An 18,997-nucleotide genomic window follows, 5' to 3' on the forward strand; every position below is an offset into this window, starting at 1 on the left:
GCCAGCCGATCCGCCGCCGACTATCACGATCTTTCGTAAGGGCCGCGACGGCATCATGGCCGCAGCGTGCCAGCGATGATCGTTGTGATCCGCTTACGTATCTCAGGCGTCATCGCGCCAAACACGCCGCGCGCGTCCTCGGGCAAATGCGACATGGGATCGCCATTCGTACCGAAGATATAGTGATCGAACATCGTTCTCCAGGCGTCGCGCTCGGTCTCGGGAAGTTCCCGCAAGGTTAGAAGCGCGTGAAATAGCGTGAGAAGTGGTGTCATCAGGTAGTCAGGACCATCGCGCCACCAGAAATTGATCATGGCGCCGACCGGATCGAGCGATTCGACGTGATGCCACCACAGGCTTGGCACATAAAGTGCGTCGCCAGGTCCGAGTTCGGCGACCTCGGCAGCGGCCATGGCATGGGTAAAATTCGGGTATCGCGTGAGGTCTGGCGCGGCGAAATCAACCAGGCTGATCGGCTGACCGGCGAGCGTGAAGTCAAGCGGTCCAACATAAAGGTTCTTGACCTGCTCGGTCGGGAATAAGGTGAAGCGGCGGCGCCCTAGCACGACGCAGGCAAGATTCTGTGGCACGTCCCAATGTGCGGCGGTGCGCGTCCGGGTGCCGAGCCAGAGCGACACCAACGTCTCGCGACTTTCCTCCAGCAGTGGCATTGGCAATGCGGCGCGTAGCGCCGGGATCGTCGCGCCGATCGGGATGCCGCCCGCGTAAGCGGAGAAGGCGGTTGGATCGTCGCCATGTGCGAGGATGTATGCGAGCAACTCCGTCAGCGTCACCTCGCGGCGTTCGTGGTCGAAGTCCTTGAGATCGTCCGAATAGCCGAACCGGCCCGCGTTCGTGGGCGCGCCGAACCATGCCTTAACCGGCGCAGTAGCAGGCACCGCGGTTACATAGTCCGCGAACTTATTGGGAGAGAGCTTTGCGGCGGCAACGATTGGCCAGTCGCTTACGAGGCTACGCAGCACGACCGGCCGGGCGGCGGGGACTATCTCATTCTCGAAGTAAGCCCGGTCGATGTTTTCGAAAATCGGCACAGAGGGCGTCCCCGGCCACATCAGTTAGCGGCGCGCAATGGCAACACGAGTTGCGGTCATTGGTGTGTCGATTGTAAAGCTGACAGTTTGCGCGTTTGCGTCGCCAATGCTCGCGACGGTACGATCCCCGCTCTTTACTGCATTAGTGCCCTTCCACCCATGGACCGTCACCGCCACCTGCTTCCACCACGGCGAGAACCTGCCTTGGGGCGTCTCGAAGTCGAGCGTCACGCCTTTGGCGGTCACTTGGCACCGCACGGTTTGCCGCATAAACGCACCTGACTGAAAGGCCATCGAATGGCCGTCGTCGGCGTACAGGTCGCCTGCGCAATCGTCGCCTGGATATACGTCAAGTGATAGCGGCCCCCTAGGGATTTCACTGGTGCTTTGCACGACCTGCTGGCGCGGCAGGATCGTTCCAGCGCGAACGAACACCGGTAGGTAGTCAAGCCGCGGGGTTTCAGTGACGATATCGCCCTTGGTCTTCACCCCTCCGGTGGCCTGCGACGCCGACTGGATCTGGCCCTCAGTGTCCGCCTGTGCAACGCCCGACCGCTTGCCGGTCCAGTAATCGTACCAGCCGCCTGCTGGAAGGCACACATCATAGGCTTGCGGCGATTCCGGCTTGGGCGGTGGCGCGACTAACAAGCTCTTGCCCAGCGTGAAGGTCATCGACTGGTCGCACGACATCGTGATCGCCGAGGGGTAATCATAAAACACGGGCCTCAGGATAGGGTCGCCGCTCCGTGCATTCAGTTCGGCTAGGCCATAAAGATATGGCATCAGCTTGTAGCGTTCCTCAATAAAGCGGCGGCGAACCGCGAGCTGCTCGGGGCCGTCGACCCAAGGCTCGACGCGCGGCGTGCCTTTGGCGGAATGGTTGCGGAATACGGGGTAGAACGCTCCAATTTCGAACCAGCGCGTCAGCAGATCGGGGCTGGGTCCCCCCGCGAAGCCGCTGACGTCGGCGGCACCGTAGGAGAAGCCTGAAAGCCCCATGTTGATGATCTGCTGCACCGATAGCTTCAGATGGTCCCAGGTCGCACTATTGTCGCCGGTCCAGGTCACGGCATAGCGCTGCCCGCCCGCATAGCTGGCACGCGTCATGACGAATGCACGTTCGTCGGGGTTTAGCTTGCGCAAACCCTCATAGGTCGCGCGCGTGTTCTGCATGCCGTAAACATTGTGAAGTTCGGCATGTGTGCCGGTGCGCGGCGCAAAGCCGTCGCTGTCAATACGATGGACGATGTCAAGCGGCATCGTCTTGGTCGGCGTTTCGAAGATCGCGGGCTCGTTCATGTCATTCCAGGCACCAGCAACGCCGTCGTCGATCTGCTTTTGGAACAAGGTGCCGTACCAGTCGCGCACCGACGATTGGGTGAAGTCAGGGAATACTGAGGGGCCGGGCCAGACCGGGGCGACGTACACACTGCCGTCGGGGTTGTGGACGAAGCGATCGCCCTTCATTCCCTCGTCATAAGGTCGATAGCCTTGATTTGGCGCGCGGGCGACATGGAGGTCAGTGATCGTTACGACCTTGAACCCTTCCTTACCGAGGTCGCTCACCATGCCCTTTAGGTCGGGGAATGTTTTCGTATTGACCGTAAACGGACGGTTGCGGTCCTGAAAGTCGATGTCGAGCCACATCACGTCAGTCGGAATTTTCTCGGACCGCAAACGGGCGGCGACCTGCTTGGTCTCGTCTGCGGACATATAGCTGTAGCGTGATTGTTGATAGCCAAGCGCCCACTGCGCCTGAAGCGGTGCCTTTCCAGTCAGGTCAGTGTAGCGGCGGACGACCTCAGCTGTCGAAGGCCCCGCAATCACGTAATAGTCGATCGGGCCTTCGGGCGCGCCGAACGAAAGGATATTCTCCTCGCGGTGACCAAAGTCGAACGAGGCGCGCCACGTGTTGTCGAGGAAGATGCCGTAGCTGCCGCCAGCACCGCCAACGCCGATGAAGAAAGGGATCGATTTGTAGATAGGATCGTCGCTGCCGGAAAATCCAAAGGCGTCGGTGTTCCAGTCGACGAAGCTCTTGCCGCGCCGGTCGAGACCGCCAGTCTTGTCGCCCAAGCCGAAATAATGCTCTGCCTGAGGCATCGACTTGCGAAGCGTAAACCCCTTACCCTGTATCATCAGCGGCTCAATCGCGTCGTTTGTGATGACCTTACCGGCTTTGTCAGTTACGGTTAGGCGCATAGTCGCGGGATCGATCGCGACAACCATCGCCGCAGTCGAGAATCCGTTGACAGTCGATTTTGCCGACACGGAATGGGCGCGTGCCTCAGGCGAAACTGCCCAACTTGCGTCCTCTGCGAATACACCGCCTTTTGCGACGCGGACGCGCAGGATGGAATCGCTGATCGCCGCAACCCGCATCGTGATCGCGCCTTGTTTGACATCCACGCCGTTAGCGGTCGCGGTAACGGTAGTCTGTGCAAAGGCGGATGCGGATATGCCCAGCGGCGACACAGCGACAAGAGCCAGAGCAATGGCGGGGCGGTTCTTCAAGACGTCTCTCCCATTCGATTCCGAGTTTCACGGTCGATCGTTGCTTATGCAATCGTTTACCCGGGGTGTGTCAAGCTAGACCATGTCATGCGGACTGGCGCCTGACCAAGCTCAGTGGGATGCGCACCGACCCGGTATCCTTGCCCGCCATCCGGTCGAACAGCAGATCAAGAATTGTCTCTGCGGCCACAGTCAGATCCTGCCGAATCGTGGTCAGCGACGGCATCATGTGAGCAGCCAGCGTGACGTCGTCGTACCCGACAACTGCGACATCATAGGGCACGTTGCGACCGAGCTGGGCTAAGGCACGGATCGCGGCCATCGCGATCATGTCGGAAGCGGCGACCACCGCGTCGATGTCTGGTTGCGATGCAAAATCGGCGACGAGCGCCTGGGACACTGGGTCGACTGCCAGCGGCGTGGGAATGCTGGGACCGGGTTTGATTCCTGCAGCGGCATGTGCGTCGCAGTAACCAGCATAGCGCGCGTAAAGTTCGGGTATGTCAGTCATCCCCGCAAAAGCGATGCGCGTCTTGCCCATTTTAAGCAAATGCTCAGTCGCAAGCCGCCCGCCCAACCGGTTGTCGGTGCCGACACAGCAATACGGTTCGTTCGCGCTTTCGCCCCACACTACCAGCGGCTTATAGTTCCGCCCAACTGCTTTTAGCACGGCATCCTGATCCGACTGGCACAGTACGACGATGCCGTCTACGCGACCGCTGCGCGACAAATTGGCGAGCCATGCAGCGTCATGCGGTGTCACCGCTTCCAACAGCATCGCATGTTCGCGCCGAGCAAGCCCGTCCATGAGGTTGCCGATCAGCGTTGTGTAGAATGGATCCGAAACACGCTGTGCGCTCTGGTGGCCAAGCGGGATGACGACACCAATCGCCATTGTACGGCCAAGCCGCAAATTGCGGGCGGTCTGGTTTATCTGGAAGCCGTAATGATCAGCGACGTCCAGCACGCGCTGGCGCGTCTCGGAACTGATCCGGGCTTTGCCCGACAGCGCGCGAGACACAGTGGCGGGGGTAACGCCCACGATCGCTGCAATATCCGCCAAGGTCTTGACCTGCCTGATCGTTTCCACCCCGTTACTCCAACCCGTGCAGTCACCCCGCTTAGGAATGGCGCCTATTTTTACTACCGCCTGACGCTCCTGACAGCTTAGCGTGCGTATCGTCAACGGCGTCGCCCGCTCATTTGGTAGGATGCGAAAGCGCCGATCGACCATACCCAAAGGAAGACCAAGCGACATATATATCTGCAAATTAATTAGAGAAACGGCTGTCATAACAGTTGCTTATATATACTCATTAGAAGCAAATGATCGGCAAAAGCTGTAGAACGCGCGAACTGCATTTGCGTACGTTCAAAACCGAAGGATCCCAGTTTACCGAGTGAGGAGGGTATGGCGCTCACCTCCTTCAAGGAAGAGACCGCCGGGTATATCGCCGAAAAGATGACTGGGCCGCAGTTGTGGTCCGTTGAAAAGGGCCAGGCGGGAGGAAATGGTTTTGTTCTAGCGGGAGGCATCGCGCTTGGTGGCCTATGGGTCAATCCGCCGTCACCCGATCTATTTATCGATGAGGCTCCAGAAACCAATTTTCCGGCCATGCTGACGCCGTAAGTCGGCGATCCACACCGCATGCGACGACACTAAACTGCCCTCAATAGCGTCCGCCAGCGCCGCTGCCGAAAACAGATCGCGCGCGGCGTAGGGATAGTTTTTGGAGCTCGCGCGCTCGAGCACGCCGTCAACCAATCGCCGATACACAAGCGTGGCGGCATCGGGATGGTCGAACGCGAGCATGTCTGCGGCCGGTCGTAGGATCGTGTAGTCCCTGCAGTCCAGCTCATCGGCGCGATCACGCACCAGATCGCCGGCGCGTTTGGAATCCGGCCACTCAATCAGGAAGGCAAGAGCGAGCGTCGGCTCGCCGTGGCGCAAGACGAAATCGAGGGCATCCCGCTCGGCCGCAAAGTCTTCGAACGCTGGTACGCCCTTCAACCAGGCACGAAGCACTTCCGGGTCGAGCCAGCGCTCGAAGATTTTGCGGCGCTCTGCCTGGGCCATCCCGGTCCGCTTCAGCTTCTCCAGCGCAAGAAGACGCAGCCCTGCCATTTCGCGTTCGTTGTGGCCGCGATCGGTTGGAGCGTCGATCCACTCCAGCGCCTCGTCCGCTCGTCCGTGGTTGATAAGCCGTTCCGCGACACGCGCATTGAGAAGGCTGTTGCGGCGTTCCGGATCGACCGTGGCGATGAAGGCGTTGACGTCGTCGTCGAGATCCGCCAGCGCCGGCATCAGCCAGTTGACCTTATAGTCGTAATGCCGTCGCTCTTCACCGCTCAGCGCAGCCTGACGTTCGAGCAACATGCGCCGCATCGCAGCCCGGCCTTCTACGCCCAAGGCAGGTGACGCCGCCTCCGGTAGCTCATCGAAGACACCGTAGCCGTCAACCTCGATGAGTGAGAGGATTTCAGTCGCAAGAGCGGTCGGGTTCCGGTTGCCAGAATTAACCCACAAGGCGCCGAGATCTTCACCGCCCTGGCGGAACACATCACCCAGTGACCCGCTGCTGTCATCCGATCGTTCGTACACGGACTCGGCAAGGCTGAGGAACACTCGCATCTGTTGGATCGCGAGCTCGGGGGATTGCTGTGCCAGTGGTCCGACGATATTTTCGCGCAGCTGATCCAGTTCACGTGCCAGCGGCCGGACGTCGTTCCAATCCAGAAAGCTGGTCGAGCGGCGAATGGTCTTCAGGCGCTTACCGATCTCATGGCCGAGTGCGGAAGGATCGTTCTTAGCGGCCAGTGCCATCCGAACCGTGCGCGCAAACACCGGATCGACTTTGGTTTGCGTAAGTATCAGATCGGCAAGGCGTTCCGCGCCAAGTGCTGCCAGGGTTTCGGCCTTCAACGTCCGGGAGCGCGTGGTGACGGGTTTGGTGCGAGCCGACATGTCAGACCCCGGCAGCCTGTGCGCTCGTATCCGTGGGGCTGGATGACGTGGGTAAAGAAGCCGGCTCCCCGGCGGGAGGTTCACGTAGCGTGGCGACGATCATTGCGAACAATGCATCCTCGGCCCGCTCTTTCAGCAGCGCATCGCGCGATGACAGATCGGCTCGAAGCCATTGCGGCATGCGACCGAGCATCTGCCGGACGCCGTTGGAAAGATTCCCCTGCATGCGATCGTTCAAGACCATGAGCAGGGCGATACCGCAAGATCAATGGCTGAGGCATTGATCAATGGTTTTGGCGAAATACGCGCCTCCGCCGATACGAGCTGCGTGGCGGGGGCAGACCAGAAGCAGTTTAACGGCGGTCAGCGCGGACGTGCCGTTGAACTCATATCGCAACGTCTGCCGCAGTCAGCAAAATTGGTGGTTCACCGCCAAGACGCTTTACGAATTCGCGCAGCGCAATGCGGTGAATGTCGCTTTCGAATTCGATGAAGACCTCAATTGCGGTTTCGGGGTCAATTCCCTCCAGCTCCGGGTTCAGCATCTCCGCCAACGCTTCGCTTGTAATCAGAAACTCGACGGACCAAGGTCAGTGGTTCCAGTGAACCCGATGCTGTCCCGCTCGGCGACCCAATAGCCGTCACCACGATCGAACCTGACGCTTGGCTTTGCCATGATCGTTCACACCTCCAACAGGGTTGCAGGCGGAAGATGCTCGGCAAGCGCCGCAATGGCTTCACCTGTAAATGTCGTGCTGGAAGCTCCGTCGAGTTGAACGGGATGATCCGTTGTCAGGGTTGCGTCGGCTTGATGCGGCCGATCCAGTTCAAGCCAGTCGCGGACAGCACTCTCGAGACTCGTGGTCCTCAGTCGACACTCTGGCATAGCCAATGAGCAAGCGCAGGTTCCCCTCAGGGCAAGAAAGCCGTCAAACAGCGGCGGTGATTGACGTTGTTTCGCTTACCTGTTTTCCTTACCTTCACGCAGGAGGGAACACCAGCGGCGACGATCGGGATCAGAATTCGGCAATCATCCGGACGTTTGCCTTACCACCCGCTCAAACCCGGTTGCCCCCGTTTTGTGATGCGCTCCAGCAACAGCATCTGATCGCGTGCATGACCCTGGATATATGACATGAGCGCAGCATACTCCGGTCAGCCAGCCAAGGGAATCATCCAGACCTGTTTTCGCACGGTCTGGATCGTTTGCGGGAAAGTTCGTGGCAAGATATTGGTGAAGCCATTTTGCGGAGGACCGATGGGGAGCCAGGGGCAAAAGGGATTGCGGGTCATCGTCCTGCATACCGCTCACGGAGGGCCTGATACGAATTGGTTTCCCTGGCTCCAAGCCGAGCTTGAGCAAGTAGGAGTTGAGTTGGTGCGGCTCCGCTTCAATGTCTATCCACAGGTTAAAACTTGAATCCGGCCGCAACGCCGTACCGTCGGGGCTCGATCGTAAATATGTTCGTAAACAGGCCAGCGGATTGGTCGGCGGTAAATTGGCCAGTGACCGCATCATTGGCAGTCAGGTTCTGAACAAAGCCACGTAGATACCACCGGTCGTCTCGACCGTTCAGCTGGATCTGCATGTTTACCACTTCGTAGCCGCGAACCCGGTCGATATTGCCGTTGAAGATCGAAGCCGTATAGTTGCCCGTATAGTTTAAGTCGGCTCTGGGAACGAGCGACATGCCATTGCGGAAGTCGATAGTGTACTGAGCGCCTACAGAGAATTTGTAGGTCGGAGCCTGGGGTAGCTCGTTACCACGAAGGTTCACCGGGATGCCATCGGCAACGGTGAACGGTAGCGCGCCGGTCGGCGTAGCGAAAAGCGCGCGCAGCCCGGTTGACGGGTTGGCTGCTGTGCTGGCGAGCACTGAACAAACCCCAAAGGTGCCAGTAGTCGTCGTGGAGGGTATCGCGACCGGTGCGCGCAGCCCAATGCCGCCGTTGACGGCCGCGACATACTGGTTGGCTGCAGCCGCGTTTCCTGGCGTCGTCGACGTGACGACGCAGTTCGACGCGTTGGTGATGTCCTTGATGATCACGGCGTCTGAACGACCGCCTGACGGGTCACGGGTGTTGATCAAAAGTTTGTCGTCGGACACCTTCGAGCGCTGATAGCTGGCGTTGATATTGACCAGGAATGCCGGAACTGGCCGCATGATCGCCTCTGCCTCGACACCATAGATATTTACATTGATATTATCATTGACCGAGGTGCGGTTGACGAGCCGCGCGAGTTGAAGTCCGTTATATTTGTAATAGAATCCCGTGAGATTAAGCCGCAGTTTTCCATTAGCGAAGCTGTTTTTTGAGCCGATTTCGAACGCATCGACTTTTTCCGGATTGAAGGTCTGGGTAAAATTCACGTTAGCCGGAAGCGCGGGATTGATGCCGCCGGATTTGTACCCGCGTGAGTATGAGACATATAAAAGATTATCACGTGTGATTTTGTAATCCAGGACCGCTCTCCCTGTTAGTCGGGAGAATGCGACGCTTCGCACTGAGTATTTCTGAATACCCGGTGTCGTCGTGTCGTAATCGGCCGCCGCATAATTCGGCCCATCTTCGATCGATGTCGTTCCGATCGGCGTCAGCACGCTTAGCAGAAGATTTCGCTGGTTGATGCTCTTGGCATCGTGATTGTATCTAAGGCCAAGCGTAAGCTTCAGTTTATCGTTGATCGCAACATAACCCTCGCCAAAGATACCATACGATTTGAGGTGAAATTCATCCGAATCATTGCGGAAAAATGGTGTGGCCAAGAACGCGTTACCGTTTATTTCCGGAATAGCTTGTGAACTGGCCCCGCCCAAGATTCCCGACGCGTAATCGAGACCAAATGCATTGATGAATGTATCGTTTTGCGTGATCTTGTGGTCGACGTATATTCCGCCAAATAAGAAATTAAATGGCCCATCAAACGAACTGTCGATATGCGCTTCTGCCGAATATTGACGATTGGCCTGCCGCGCTCGATCAAAATCGATACTTTGTGGGAAGCAGCCGATGCCGTGACCACCATAAATACCGACATTATTGGAGTCCGCTGCTGATTGGCACAGCCCACCATTCGGGCCGTTAGGTATCAACGTGGTGCGAACCCCATTTAGAAAGGCTGCGCGACCGCCTGGACGTCCAAGCGCGTCAAGTGCAATCAGCCCGGAATTGTTAATCAACGAGTTCTCGACGGCGAGGTTATAATCGGTCTGTGCGTCTACGCTGTTCCTCGTATATCCACCCGTGAAGTTCAGCTTTATCTTACCGAAGTTGTGATAGAATTTAGCCGTGTACTGCTCTTCATCGGCAAAATAGGTAGGAGTAAAATCGACATTGACGGTGCGATTGTCGGTTGGGTTGATGACGCCGACATAAGAATCCGGACCATAGATGCTCAGAAGCCCAAACGGTGCAAGGGACGTGCTTCGAAGACCCAGAAACTCGCGTGAAGTGAATATCGAGGCGAGAGACGCATTACCGTTGCTGGTTTCGTTAGGCAGCGTGTCGGGCAAGCAGCCGAGAACCCCGGTGGGGTCGATTGTGCAACATGAAGTATGGAAATTGCTGCGGGGCGTGATCACCCATTCCGGCATTCCCACTTGATGTAGGCCTTGCTGTCGCTGACCCATGTTTCGTCAATCTCGACGAGAACAGCGGAGACGAGGCGCAGGAGCGCCTGGTCGTTGGGGAAGACCCTGACCTTGACGGTGCGTCGCTTGAGCTCTTGCTGGACGGCGCGCTCGATCAGGTTCGAAGTACGCAAGCGTCGGCGATGATGCTCGGGCAGCGTAAACACAGCCAAACCTTCGGGAACGGCGTTTTCCAGCCATGTCGCGAGACTGGGGGCAGTGTCACGGTAGCCGGCAACGAGCTCATCGAGCGCGACCTGGGCCTTGGAGAGCGTGGCAGCATTCCAGACACTGCGCAGCTCGGTACCGATGCGCTCGCGGATGACAGTGTTGGGAGCGTGGTGGATGGCGTTTGCGGCCAGGTGGAATTGGCAGCGCTGCCAGGTAGCGGCGCCGAGCACGGCGCGGCGGGCGGCACGCAAGCCGGCATGATCGTCGGAGACGATAAACTCGACGCCGCGCATGCCGCGTGCGACCAGGTCGTCAAGAAAGCCACGCCAGTGGACCTCGGCTTCCGACAGGGCGACGCTAACGCCCAGCACCCGGCGCCGCTCGTCGGGGCCGATGCCGATCGCCGAGAGGACGGCAGCATCGCGTACGACGCCGCCTGCACGCATCTTCTCGTACCGGGCGTCAAGGATCAGGTAGCGGATCTCACCGAGCGGGCGGTTGCGCCATGCCTCCAGCTCCTCATCGAGCAGGGCTGCGGCGCGGCTGACCTGGGATGAAGACAGGTTCTCGATGCCGAATTCGCGCAGCACCGCCTCGGCCTGGCGGGTCGAGACGCCCTTTACGTACATCTCGGCCACCGCCAGCATCACCGCGCGTACCGAGCGACAGCCGCGCTCCAGTGACTGCGGAAAGAACGGCTCAGCGCCATGGCCGGCGGTCTTGGGCACCGCCACGTTCACCGTACCTGCCGGCGTGTCGATCCGCTTTGACTTGTAGCCATTGGCATAGCCCCGCCGGTCGGTCGTGCGCTCGTAGTGTCCTGCGCCCAGGAAGCGCTCGCGCTCGATCCGCATCGCCATCTCGAACGTCCGCGCGAACACCGCGGCGATGCCCTCGGGGCCGTGTTCAATCAGCTGTTCCAGTACTGCATCGATCGCCGTATCATGCTTGCTGTCCATTCGTTCTCTCCACAGGTGTGTTGCAACTCCATGGAATGCCGAAGATGGGCAGTTGGTGCCGGGGCATGCTCCGGCACCAACTTACAAATCCCGACCCGATCGAATTTCCAGACCTCGCGTTACACAACCGTGGGGTCGCGATGGCACAGCTGTTTTTGAATGCGCGACCGGTTGTCCTTTTCTCGAAAATAATAGCCGATTAGGTCAAGCCTGGTGTCGCTGTCTGGTTCCCAGGAAAGTGTTCCGCGCACCGAATAAAGATCGCGATCGTCGATGTGGCTGTCGTCGTACAAGTTCTTTGTAAAGCCGCCGCGCTTCAGATAGGTGCCTGCGACGCGGATGCCGATCGTGTCGGTAATCGGTAGATTGAACATCCCTTTGACGCGCTTTGAATTGTAATTGCCGTACTCGAACTCACCAGCTGCGTGGGTTCCGGACAGGTCCGGTTTGGCTGTGATGAAATTGACCACGCCAGAGGTCGCATTGCGACCGAACAACGTACCTTGCGGCCCACGCAGAACCTCGATGCGCTCGAGATCGAAGAATTCGCTTTCAAAAAGTCGTGTCGTAACCAACGGCATGTCGTTGACGTGGATTGCGGTCGCGGCGTCGCATGTCGGACCGGTGCAAAGGTCGCCGACGCCCCGGATCGTGAAGCTCGACGAGCTGAAATTCGTTTTGGTGAAGGTGACGTTGGGCAGTGTTTGTTGAAGCGCGGTAGGGTTGACGATCTGCTGCCGTTCGATGTTCTCAGCGGTAAACGCAGATACCGCGATCGGCACGTCCTGTAGACGCTGCGACTGGCGCTGCGCAGTGACGACGATGTCGTCCGTCGCACCTTGAACCTGCGGGACGTTTGCGTTGGTCCCGGTCGCTTTCTGATCCGGGCCTTTAGTTGGCTCAGCGTTCTGAACTGACGTGGTCGTTGCAGCCTGCGCCGCTGCCGGTTCGGTCGCCAGCAAGGTAAGCGCGGTCGCGGCGAGCAATTGAGATTTTTTCATAGTATTCCTCTCCCTATTCACGCCAGGCTTTGCCCGTGCGTTGTTGTTTTTCGCCCGATCATCCCGGCGTCGCTTGGTCATCGACCGAAGTTCTGTGCGCTGCATCGTCTGGGGCAGGAATTGTGACGAGTGCGACCGGGGGCGGGGCATTGAGCGATAGGAATGCCACTGCCGCAGCGACCATGCCGCCGAGCGAAATTAGCAAGGCGATCCCGTAACTTCCGGTTGCATCATGCAGGCGACCGAATCCGATGATGCCGGTTGCGGTGCCGATAAGCGCTAACATCAGCAGCGTGCCATAAATTTCCCCGTAGGATCGAAGGCCGAACAAACGGCCGGTGAAGAACGGGAGGAGGTCGTGCTCCGCACCGTTCATGATCCCCGCGACGAACACCGCGATCATCAGGATCGCGAAGCCCGGCTCGGACAATTGCAGGAGTGCAAAGCCTATCCCTGAGAATAGGGCAGCACCGGCCGCGACCGTTTGCGGTCTGAAACGATCGACCAGCAATCCAATAACGACGCGGCCGGCAACTTGCGACGATCCGTAACTGGCAAGCAGCAATGCCGCCTGTGTCGCAGACAAGCCGTGATCGATTCCGAATGGTACGAGTTGCGAGACCAGGCCTACGGTCCCCATGTTGATGAGCATGACCCCGACAGCCAATCGCCAGAATGTGCCGGTCCGCCTAGCCTGCCGACCAGTGTAGTTGGTGTCCGATTGTGAACCGTTCGAACGATCAAGCTGCACGAGGCGAAGCGAAGGCGCGCGGCGGATCGACAATAGTACGAGCGGCAATGCGACAAGTGAGGTCAGAACACCAAGTGCCAGAAATCCGCCGCGCCACCCCGCGCTGGCGATGATGAGGCTAAGGACAGGCGGGACGCAAATGGTAGTCACCGATTGACCCGACGTCGCTATGCCAAGCGCCGTGCCGCGATACCTGGTGAATGCCGACGAGATCAGCTTCCCATAAACCAACGCGCTGGTGCCGGGCACCGCGAGCACCAAGCACAGTACAAGGCCTTGGAACTGCCACAGCGACCCGGAAATGCGCGAAAGTCCGACATATGCGATGCCGAGAAGCAGCATAGCGGCGACGATCACCGATCGCACACCGATGCGGTCGGTCAGACGCCCGACAAAAGGCGCGACCAACCCGCCCACCAGGCCCAATCCTCCCGCGGTCGCGATGTCGCCGCGGCTCCAGTGCAAATCGGCCATCATGCCGGGCGTGAATAGGCTCGACAGATTCTGGTACAGGCCCGAGCCGGTGCCGATGCCAATCATCCCGCCGACGACGAGCGGCCATCCCCGCCGCCATTCTCCGTGACCGGCAGTATGCGCCTGATCCTCAAGCCGCATGGAAGCACTCCACGACGCGCTGTGACAACCGCGATGGCTGCAACGTCTCGGCATCGACGCAGCACCAACTCGAATGAACTTCGGCCAGCACCTCTTCGCCGCGCCGAATGACGGTGTCGTAGAAAGCGCGAACGCCGTGAAACCTAGTCAGCAGCGTTATCGCGAACACGTTGTCGTGTGCGAACGCGGGCTTGCAATAGGTGATCTCGTGCTTGAGAGCGACCCAAAGGTGCGAGGCGACGGCGTCCGCAGGTGCTAACGACCGCCAATGGCCTGTCACCGCCGCCTGAACCCATTTAAGATAGGAGGCGTTATTGACGTGTCCCATGAAGTCGATGTCGTCGCTGACGACCTTGATGGGGTGTAAATGAGGGACAGGGCCGACCGGCAGCGTCATGTCGACGAACCTTCCAAACGTAGCAGCAGGGACGCCAGTTCGGCAGGCGCCGAGATCATGGCGTCGTGTCCCGTGGCGATCTCGTGATATTGCCAGCTTGGCTGGGACGCCGCGAAGGCGGCACAGGGGTCGTTGATCGGAAAGACCGGTGCGGTGCATCTGATGTACGCAGCCGGCACACCGTTCGCGATCGGATTGCGGAGGACCACCGGCGACGTGTAGCCACCGGTCGGGTGAGGGGTCAGGCGACGGTCGACCCATGCCGCCTGTGCGGCATCATCGATCCCGAAATGCTTCGCGGGCGGCGCTGGCACCTGCGTCCCACCATCGGGTAGTCGTGCGAGCGCCGCCATGCGGGCCGAACGCTCCGCGTCCGGCATCATGTCGAACAGTGATTTGCCCGCCAGCGGCGTCACAGCGTCAAGGTATACCAGTCGCTTGAGCCGGTGCGGCATTCGGTCGGCGACGCCGCTGATTACCGTCCCGCCAAAGCTGTGCCCGATAAGAGTGACCTCGCTCAGATCCTCGCTCTCGATGAGGTTGGTAATGTCTAAAACGAAAGTGTCGATCGTCAGTGCGGCCGACATCAGATGCCGTCGCTCGCCAAGCCCCGTCAACGTCGGGGTGAATACGCTGTGACCCGCATCCCGCAGTGCCGTCGAGACGGCGCGCCAGCACCACCCGCCGTGGAACGCGCCATGAACCAGAACGAAGGTGTTACCCCGAAGAGCGAACGCGTCCTCAAACATCGACGTCAAGCAGTCGGACATATTGCTGCCCGCCGTGCATATCGCGCTCGATCGCGCCGCCTTGCGGTTGCGCTCTCGGGTAGGAGAGTTTGACGACATTGAGATCCGGCACGGCGAAGCGTTTGATCTGGGCGGATTCTACCCCGAACAGGTCGCCCATCGCTGCCACGCCGATCGCAGGCGCATCCGCGTAGCGCGCGTACGCGTCGGCATCTGCGAAAAACACATCGACCGTGATCCAATAAGGACCGGCATTCTTCGACCGGACATGCCGGCACACGTTGCGCAGCTTAGGCATCGGTCGGCGCTCCCAAATCAGCGTACTCGGTGCGGACGAGCGCAAGTGGATCTTCGACCGCGACGACATGGTTGAGGCGGAACTCGAAAACCTGCCCGCGCTCGATCTCGGACGGGGAAAAGGGAAAGGCATAGCTTGGCAGCTCGGCGTTCATCTCGAGCGGCATATGGAAGAAATACGGGTTGCAGGTCTTGGCGATCTGCGTTGCGATCTCCTGCGTCGCCGCAGTCGCGACAAACAGCAGTCCGATCTCGCGCGGTGCGACGGCATCGGTGACCGCCTCTGCCGAGACAGCATTCCACCCATAGGGACGTAGCGATATGTCGAATTTGCCCGCCCGGTCTCCCATCGCCGCGACGACACGCCCGGTCAGGATATGGTGCATCTGCGCAACGAAGCGATCTACCTCGGCCAGCACTCCGGGATCCTTGATCCCGACCAGCATGATCGTCTGGAACGACGCTCCCGCCGCTCCCTCAAGTTTCATAGTGTACGGGCGAGGTTCGAAGACCGATCCCGACACCACAACGACGCGGCCATCGACATCAGCGTATCGTGCGTTGCTTACGTCAAGGATCCCACCTGGTTCGACAAGCCGGAAGGGATCACTGTTTTCATAGAGCATGTGCGCTGACACCGTCTCGATCGAGCAGGCATTGTCCGCGCTCAGTGGTTCGATTTCGAATGCGTCATGACCGACGCGGATCAGCACGCCCCCGTCGCGCGGGTTCACCGTCGCCTGCCCGCCGCACTCAGCAATCTTGCCCGAATGCCAAGCAGGCCCAAGCCCAGCGCCTCGCATGATCGGCACCGCAGCGATGACGGCGGTGTCGGTCGTACGCCCACCAAGGACGATGTCGGCGCCCGCCGCGAGCGCGGCAATATAGGGTTCTGGCCCCATCAGCGCGACGATCCGGTCGCAGGCGGCGAAACGGCTGGGGTCGCTGTCTTTCAGCGGCGCCAGCGGCGTGATCCGCCCGTCCCTTGCCATCGCTTCCATCATCACCGGCTGCTGTTCAGAATAGAGCAGCGCGATACGGGGCCGGACTCCCAGCTCGCGCGCGATCTCCAATGCGATATCGCGCGTCCAGTCGAGCGCCGCGTCGCAGCCGGATGTCCCACATGAACCGATCAGCAGCGGCAAACCGCTTTTTGCCTGCGCCTTCATCAGTACGGCAAGGTCGGTCTTGATCGCGTCGCGCGCGTATTTGGACTTGCCGGTCGCGAGATACGCTGGGCCGCTGTCGGTCGAACCGGCATCGCAGGCGATGGCATGTGCGCCGAGCGCGATGCCGGCCGCCACGTCCTGCGGACGGACGCCAGTGCCGAGCGCCCCAACGGGGACCAGTACGTTGATCGTGTGGGTGAGCCGCTCGAACATCAGCGGGTTTGCCCGGCAGCAAGCGTGATCGCGAACGGCGCTAGAATGTCGCGGATCGGTATTTCGCTATCGAGCCTCTGGAGCGAATCGAACGCCGCTCGTGTCTGCTCTGGTGACAGCACGCTCACGGCGCAGTCAGAAAACTTACGCCACATCTCTACGTCCGACATCGGATCGCGCGGTCCACGGCCCATCGCGCTCGCGGCTTCCCCCGTGAGTACCCGTCCGTCGTCCAGATCTACTTTGACGTGGGCGGCGAACTCGTTGCCGTCTTCTTTGTCGGGAAACGCGTCGATTGAAGTCACGGCCAACAATCTGCGGATCGCGGGTTGGCGATATGCATCGCCTTCGAAATCTGCGAGCCCGACGTGACGGTCGATGAGCGCGCGGGCGGTGACATACTGCAGGCTGAATTTGGCGCCGAGCGGCGACTGTGGATCTGGGTTGTCGGTGTGGGGCAGGCGCATACGGTGCATACGGATATGCAAGGCCGTGACCTGCGCCGGGTCGATCGCCTCCGCCTCGGCCAGAGCAATCATTGCCAAGATCGCGGGATGCGTGCTGCCGCAACACGGGAATTGCTTCAGTCCCGTCTCGGGCTGCTCGACTTCGAGGGTGTCGCGCTCGGCGAGCATCCGCTCGGGATGTACTTGGTCGAGACCATCATAAGCCTGCAGGAAGCCCTGCTTATGCTCCAACGCGCCTGGGTTGGCGGTGAAACCTTCGCTCGCGAGTAACGCCGCCATCAGCCCGTCATGCGCCGCTTGGCCGACGTGGAGCGGCTTCACCATCGTACCGAAATTCGCTTTTATCCCCGATGCGCTTGACGCGGCGATCGCGATCGCGATCGCGGTCTTCTCCACGTCGAGCTTCAGGAGGCGGGCCGCCGCAGCCGCGGCACCGAACACGCCGAGCGTTGAGGTCGGGTGCCAGCCCTTTTCATAATGGTGTGGGTGAACGACGCGACCGATCCGGCACTCAGCCTCGTAACCGATGATGAACGCCTCCAGCACCTGTGCGCCGGTGCTCCCCAATTGCTCACCTAAAGCGACGACCACCGGCACCACCGGCACCGACGGATGTCCGCCCATGCTACGCGCCATGTCGTCGTAATCCACCGCGTGTGCTGCGGTGCCGTTGATCAGCACCGCATCAAGAACGCGCGTCCTGAGCGACGTGCCGAGTATCATCGCGTCACCGTTGGCGCCCTCGCCGCCAAGAACACGGCGGGCAATCAGGGTTGCTTTCTCTGCGGCACCCGCAAGCGTGATGCCGATCGTATCGACCACCGCCATCGCCGCAAATCGGCGTGCGTCGTTCGAGGCGCGCGACAGGTTGATCGTCGCGAGGTGTTCGGCGAGGGTGGTCGCCAACGAAGGGGGTGTCATCAGCACAGATCTCAATCCTTGGCCGCAACCGTTGCAAAGCTGTGCTCGCCGGTGCGTGACGGGAACCCGCCGCGGACTGCGCCGCCCCGCTGGTCCTGGTAAATAGGACTCATGGCCGGGCTGAGATCACGGCTGTTCGGGACCGACAACCACATCCGCAGCAGGTGGCGCTTGCGGTCGGGCTCGTCGAAATCCTCGAACTCGGTGCGCGAATGATAGGTCACGTGATTGTTAAGTAGCTGAATGTCGCCGGGCTCGAACATCATGCTGAAGTGGAATCTGGGCTGCTGCGCTAGGCTGTTCACCAGATGCATCGCTTCCAGCTGCTTGGGACTCAGCTCACCCAACTCGGGGTGATCCTGGTGCGCGGAGAAGATGTGCGTCTTGATGTCTCGGGCCGAGAACTTACCCGCGTGATCGCTGTAAATCGGTTGCTGGTAATATGGTTGCTGGCCCGGCGCTTCCTGGCCTTTCCAGCTCCAGTAGAAGGGCTGGTATAGCACTTCGAGAAGGTCGGGACGGGTACGCGCGATCTCGTTGCGGATGGCGACCGAACTGCAGATCAAGCTGAGCCCGCCGCTCCTGGCTGCGCGGAGCACCATCAGCGCGACGACATCCGCAGTGTCGGTGTGGAAACCGAGCGCCTGCTTCGACATATAGCCGCGCCCGGTCGTGCTGTTCACGTCGGCACCGAAATTCTTCACGTCGCCAAGGAGGTCGCCGGTGCTGCTCTGCGACACGGCCGTACCCACGTAGAGGCCAAAACCCCAGAAGATGCGACGCAGTTGCTCCTTGTCGTAGTTGAGTGCGGGGAAACCACGCAGCACGACAAGCCCGCGGCCATTTTCGAGCCGGTCGAGAATTGCGGGTGCGATCCGGTCGATTGAGGAAAGCGGAAAGTTTTCCTTGGTCAGATCGGAAAGTTCGAGACCGGCTGCGACGCTCTGTCGCATTGCGTGATCGATGTCATCAATCTGCTCAGGCGTAAGCTCGATAATCCACTCGGCCGGATCCGCGAGGTCAGCGGCCATCCACGCAGCGGGAATGTCGTAAGTCATCGTCATGGTACGCCCTCTCGACGAGCGCCCGATTTCTTTGCATCGGTCGCGGGTTGAGAGTGCAAT

At 60.0% G+C, this 18,997-nt stretch carries 16 protein-coding genes and 1 pseudogene; 1 reads left to right on the plus strand and 16 read right to left on the minus strand.

The features are described 5' to 3' along the window. Positions 1 to 53: 53 nt before the first annotated feature. From HMP09_RS09705 to HMP09_RS09715, 3 genes are all read right to left on the minus strand, one after another. Positions 54 to 1,052, minus strand: coding sequence for a cupin-like domain-containing protein (locus HMP09_RS09705; protein ID WP_197942425.1), 999 nt, complete (start codon positions 1,050 to 1,052; stop codon positions 54 to 56). A 24-nt stretch (positions 1,053 to 1,076) separates the two neighbouring features. Then, entirely contained in the window at positions 1,077 to 3,566 is a 2,490-nt protein-coding gene (locus HMP09_RS09710; protein WP_176500195.1) for a glycoside hydrolase family 31 protein, read from the minus strand. A gap of 85 nt (positions 3,567 to 3,651) precedes the next feature. Further along, positions 3,652 to 4,860 (minus strand): LacI family DNA-binding transcriptional regulator, encoded by a 1,209-nt coding sequence (locus HMP09_RS09715; RefSeq protein ID WP_232090167.1) that lies wholly within the window; start codon positions 4,858 to 4,860, stop codon positions 3,652 to 3,654. Between the two features lie 117 nt (positions 4,861 to 4,977). Between HMP09_RS09715 and HMP09_RS09720 the strand changes: the two genes are divergently transcribed. Next, positions 4,978 to 5,196: a hypothetical protein gene (locus HMP09_RS09720; protein ID WP_176500196.1), complete on the plus strand. Its 219-nt coding sequence runs from the start codon at positions 4,978 to 4,980 to the stop codon at positions 5,194 to 5,196. Here HMP09_RS09720 and HMP09_RS09725 read toward each other — a convergent pair. The 13 genes and pseudogenes from HMP09_RS09725 to HMP09_RS09785 all read right to left on the minus strand — a co-directional run bounded on the left by HMP09_RS09725 (position 5,143) and on the right by HMP09_RS09785 (position 18,931). Further along, positions 5,143 to 6,531, minus strand: coding sequence for a DUF6880 family protein (locus tag HMP09_RS09725; RefSeq protein WP_176500197.1), 1,389 nt, complete (start codon positions 6,529 to 6,531; stop codon positions 5,143 to 5,145). The genes HMP09_RS09720 and HMP09_RS09725 overlap by 54 nt on opposite strands. A 1-nt stretch (position 6,532) precedes the next feature. Continuing rightward, positions 6,533 to 6,775 (minus strand): hypothetical protein, encoded by a 243-nt coding sequence (locus tag HMP09_RS09730; protein ID WP_176500198.1) that lies wholly within the window; start codon positions 6,773 to 6,775, stop codon positions 6,533 to 6,535. A gap of 142 nt (positions 6,776 to 6,917) precedes the next feature. Continuing rightward, a complete protein-coding gene (locus HMP09_RS09735) occupies positions 6,918 to 7,085 on the minus strand; it encodes a hypothetical protein (RefSeq protein ID WP_176500199.1) in 168 nt (55 codons plus the stop codon). 855 nt (positions 7,086 to 7,940) lie between these two features. Next, a complete protein-coding gene (locus HMP09_RS09740; RefSeq protein WP_232090168.1) occupies positions 7,941 to 10,127 on the minus strand; it encodes a TonB-dependent receptor domain-containing protein in 2,187 nt (728 codons plus the stop codon). Next, positions 10,112 to 11,293 (minus strand): IS256 family transposase, encoded by a 1,182-nt coding sequence (locus HMP09_RS09745; protein ID WP_176500201.1) that lies wholly within the window; start codon positions 11,291 to 11,293, stop codon positions 10,112 to 10,114. The genes HMP09_RS09740 and HMP09_RS09745 overlap by 16 nt, the downstream gene beginning before the upstream one ends. Before the next feature lie 122 nt (positions 11,294 to 11,415). Next, a pseudogene (locus HMP09_RS09750) lies at positions 11,416 to 12,294 on the minus strand (TonB-dependent receptor); the annotation flags it as partial. 58 nt (positions 12,295 to 12,352) lie between these two features. Beyond that, on the minus strand, positions 12,353 to 13,660 hold the full coding sequence (locus HMP09_RS09755) for an MFS transporter (RefSeq protein ID WP_176500202.1): 1,308 nt from the start codon (positions 13,658 to 13,660) through the stop codon (positions 12,353 to 12,355). Further along, positions 13,650 to 14,057, minus strand: coding sequence for an acyl-CoA thioesterase (locus tag HMP09_RS09760; RefSeq protein ID WP_176500203.1), 408 nt, complete (start codon positions 14,055 to 14,057; stop codon positions 13,650 to 13,652). Before HMP09_RS09760 ends, HMP09_RS09755 begins: the two co-directional genes overlap by 11 nt. Next, positions 14,054 to 14,905: an alpha/beta fold hydrolase gene (locus HMP09_RS09765; RefSeq protein WP_332103216.1), complete on the minus strand. Its 852-nt coding sequence runs from the start codon at positions 14,903 to 14,905 to the stop codon at positions 14,054 to 14,056. The genes HMP09_RS09760 and HMP09_RS09765 overlap by 4 nt, the downstream gene beginning before the upstream one ends. Continuing rightward, positions 14,799 to 15,104: a DUF4387 family protein gene (locus HMP09_RS09770; protein ID WP_176500204.1), complete on the minus strand. Its 306-nt coding sequence runs from the start codon at positions 15,102 to 15,104 to the stop codon at positions 14,799 to 14,801. Before HMP09_RS09770 ends, HMP09_RS09765 begins: the two co-directional genes overlap by 107 nt. Then, entirely contained in the window at positions 15,097 to 16,485 is a 1,389-nt protein-coding gene (locus HMP09_RS09775; protein ID WP_176500205.1) for an acyclic terpene utilization AtuA family protein, read from the minus strand. The genes HMP09_RS09770 and HMP09_RS09775 overlap by 8 nt, the downstream gene beginning before the upstream one ends. After that, entirely contained in the window at positions 16,485 to 17,873 is a 1,389-nt protein-coding gene (locus HMP09_RS09780) for an MmgE/PrpD family protein (RefSeq protein ID WP_232090868.1), read from the minus strand. The genes HMP09_RS09775 and HMP09_RS09780 overlap by 1 nt, the downstream gene beginning before the upstream one ends. 11 nt (positions 17,874 to 17,884) lie before the next feature. Continuing rightward, the gene (locus HMP09_RS09785; protein ID WP_176500207.1) at positions 17,885 to 18,931 is read right to left on the minus strand and encodes a TauD/TfdA family dioxygenase; all 1,047 of its coding nucleotides are present in this window, start codon (positions 18,929 to 18,931) and stop codon (positions 17,885 to 17,887) included. Between the last annotated feature and the right edge of the window lie 66 nt (positions 18,932 to 18,997).

The sequence above is a fragment of the Sphingomonas sp. HMP9 genome (assembly GCF_013374115.1).
Classification (GTDB): domain Bacteria; phylum Pseudomonadota; class Alphaproteobacteria; order Sphingomonadales; family Sphingomonadaceae; genus Sphingomonas.

What these genes read in the sequence shown, in the direction of transcription:
- HMP09_RS09780 (WP_232090868.1), bottom strand. Translation starts at nt 17,873, where the DNA reads ATGACACCCCCTTCGTTGGCGACCACCCTCGCCGAACACCTCGCGACG.
- HMP09_RS09785 (WP_176500207.1), bottom strand. Translation starts at nt 18,931, where the DNA reads ATGACTTACGACATTCCCGCTGCGTGGATGGCCGCTGACCTCGCGGAT.
- HMP09_RS09760 (WP_176500203.1), bottom strand. Translation starts at nt 14,057, where the DNA reads ATGACGCTGCCGGTCGGCCCTGTCCCTCATTTACACCCCATCAAGGTC.
- HMP09_RS09725 (WP_176500197.1), bottom strand. Translation starts at nt 6,531, where the DNA reads ATGTCGGCTCGCACCAAACCCGTCACCACGCGCTCCCGGACGTTGAAG.
- HMP09_RS09730 (WP_176500198.1), bottom strand. Translation starts at nt 6,775, where the DNA reads ATGGTCTTGAACGATCGCATGCAGGGGAATCTTTCCAACGGCGTCCGG.
- HMP09_RS09770 (WP_176500204.1), bottom strand. Translation starts at nt 15,104, where the DNA reads ATGCCTAAGCTGCGCAACGTGTGCCGGCATGTCCGGTCGAAGAATGCC.
- HMP09_RS09755 (WP_176500202.1), bottom strand. Translation starts at nt 13,660, where the DNA reads ATGCGGCTTGAGGATCAGGCGCATACTGCCGGTCACGGAGAATGGCGG.
- HMP09_RS09765 (WP_332103216.1), bottom strand. Translation starts at nt 14,905, where the DNA reads ATGTCGTCAAACTCTCCTACCCGAGAGCGCAACCGCAAGGCGGCGCGA.
- HMP09_RS09740 (WP_232090168.1), bottom strand. Translation starts at nt 10,127, where the DNA reads ATGCCGGAATGGGTGATCACGCCCCGCAGCAATTTCCATACTTCATGT.
- HMP09_RS09745 (WP_176500201.1), bottom strand. Translation starts at nt 11,293, where the DNA reads ATGGACAGCAAGCATGATACGGCGATCGATGCAGTACTGGAACAGCTG.
- HMP09_RS09775 (WP_176500205.1), bottom strand. Translation starts at nt 16,485, where the DNA reads ATGTTCGAGCGGCTCACCCACACGATCAACGTACTGGTCCCCGTTGGG.
- HMP09_RS09720 (WP_176500196.1), top strand. Translation starts at nt 4,978, where the DNA reads ATGGCGCTCACCTCCTTCAAGGAAGAGACCGCCGGGTATATCGCCGAA.
- HMP09_RS09715 (WP_232090167.1), bottom strand. Translation starts at nt 4,860, where the DNA reads ATGACAGCCGTTTCTCTAATTAATTTGCAGATATATATGTCGCTTGGT.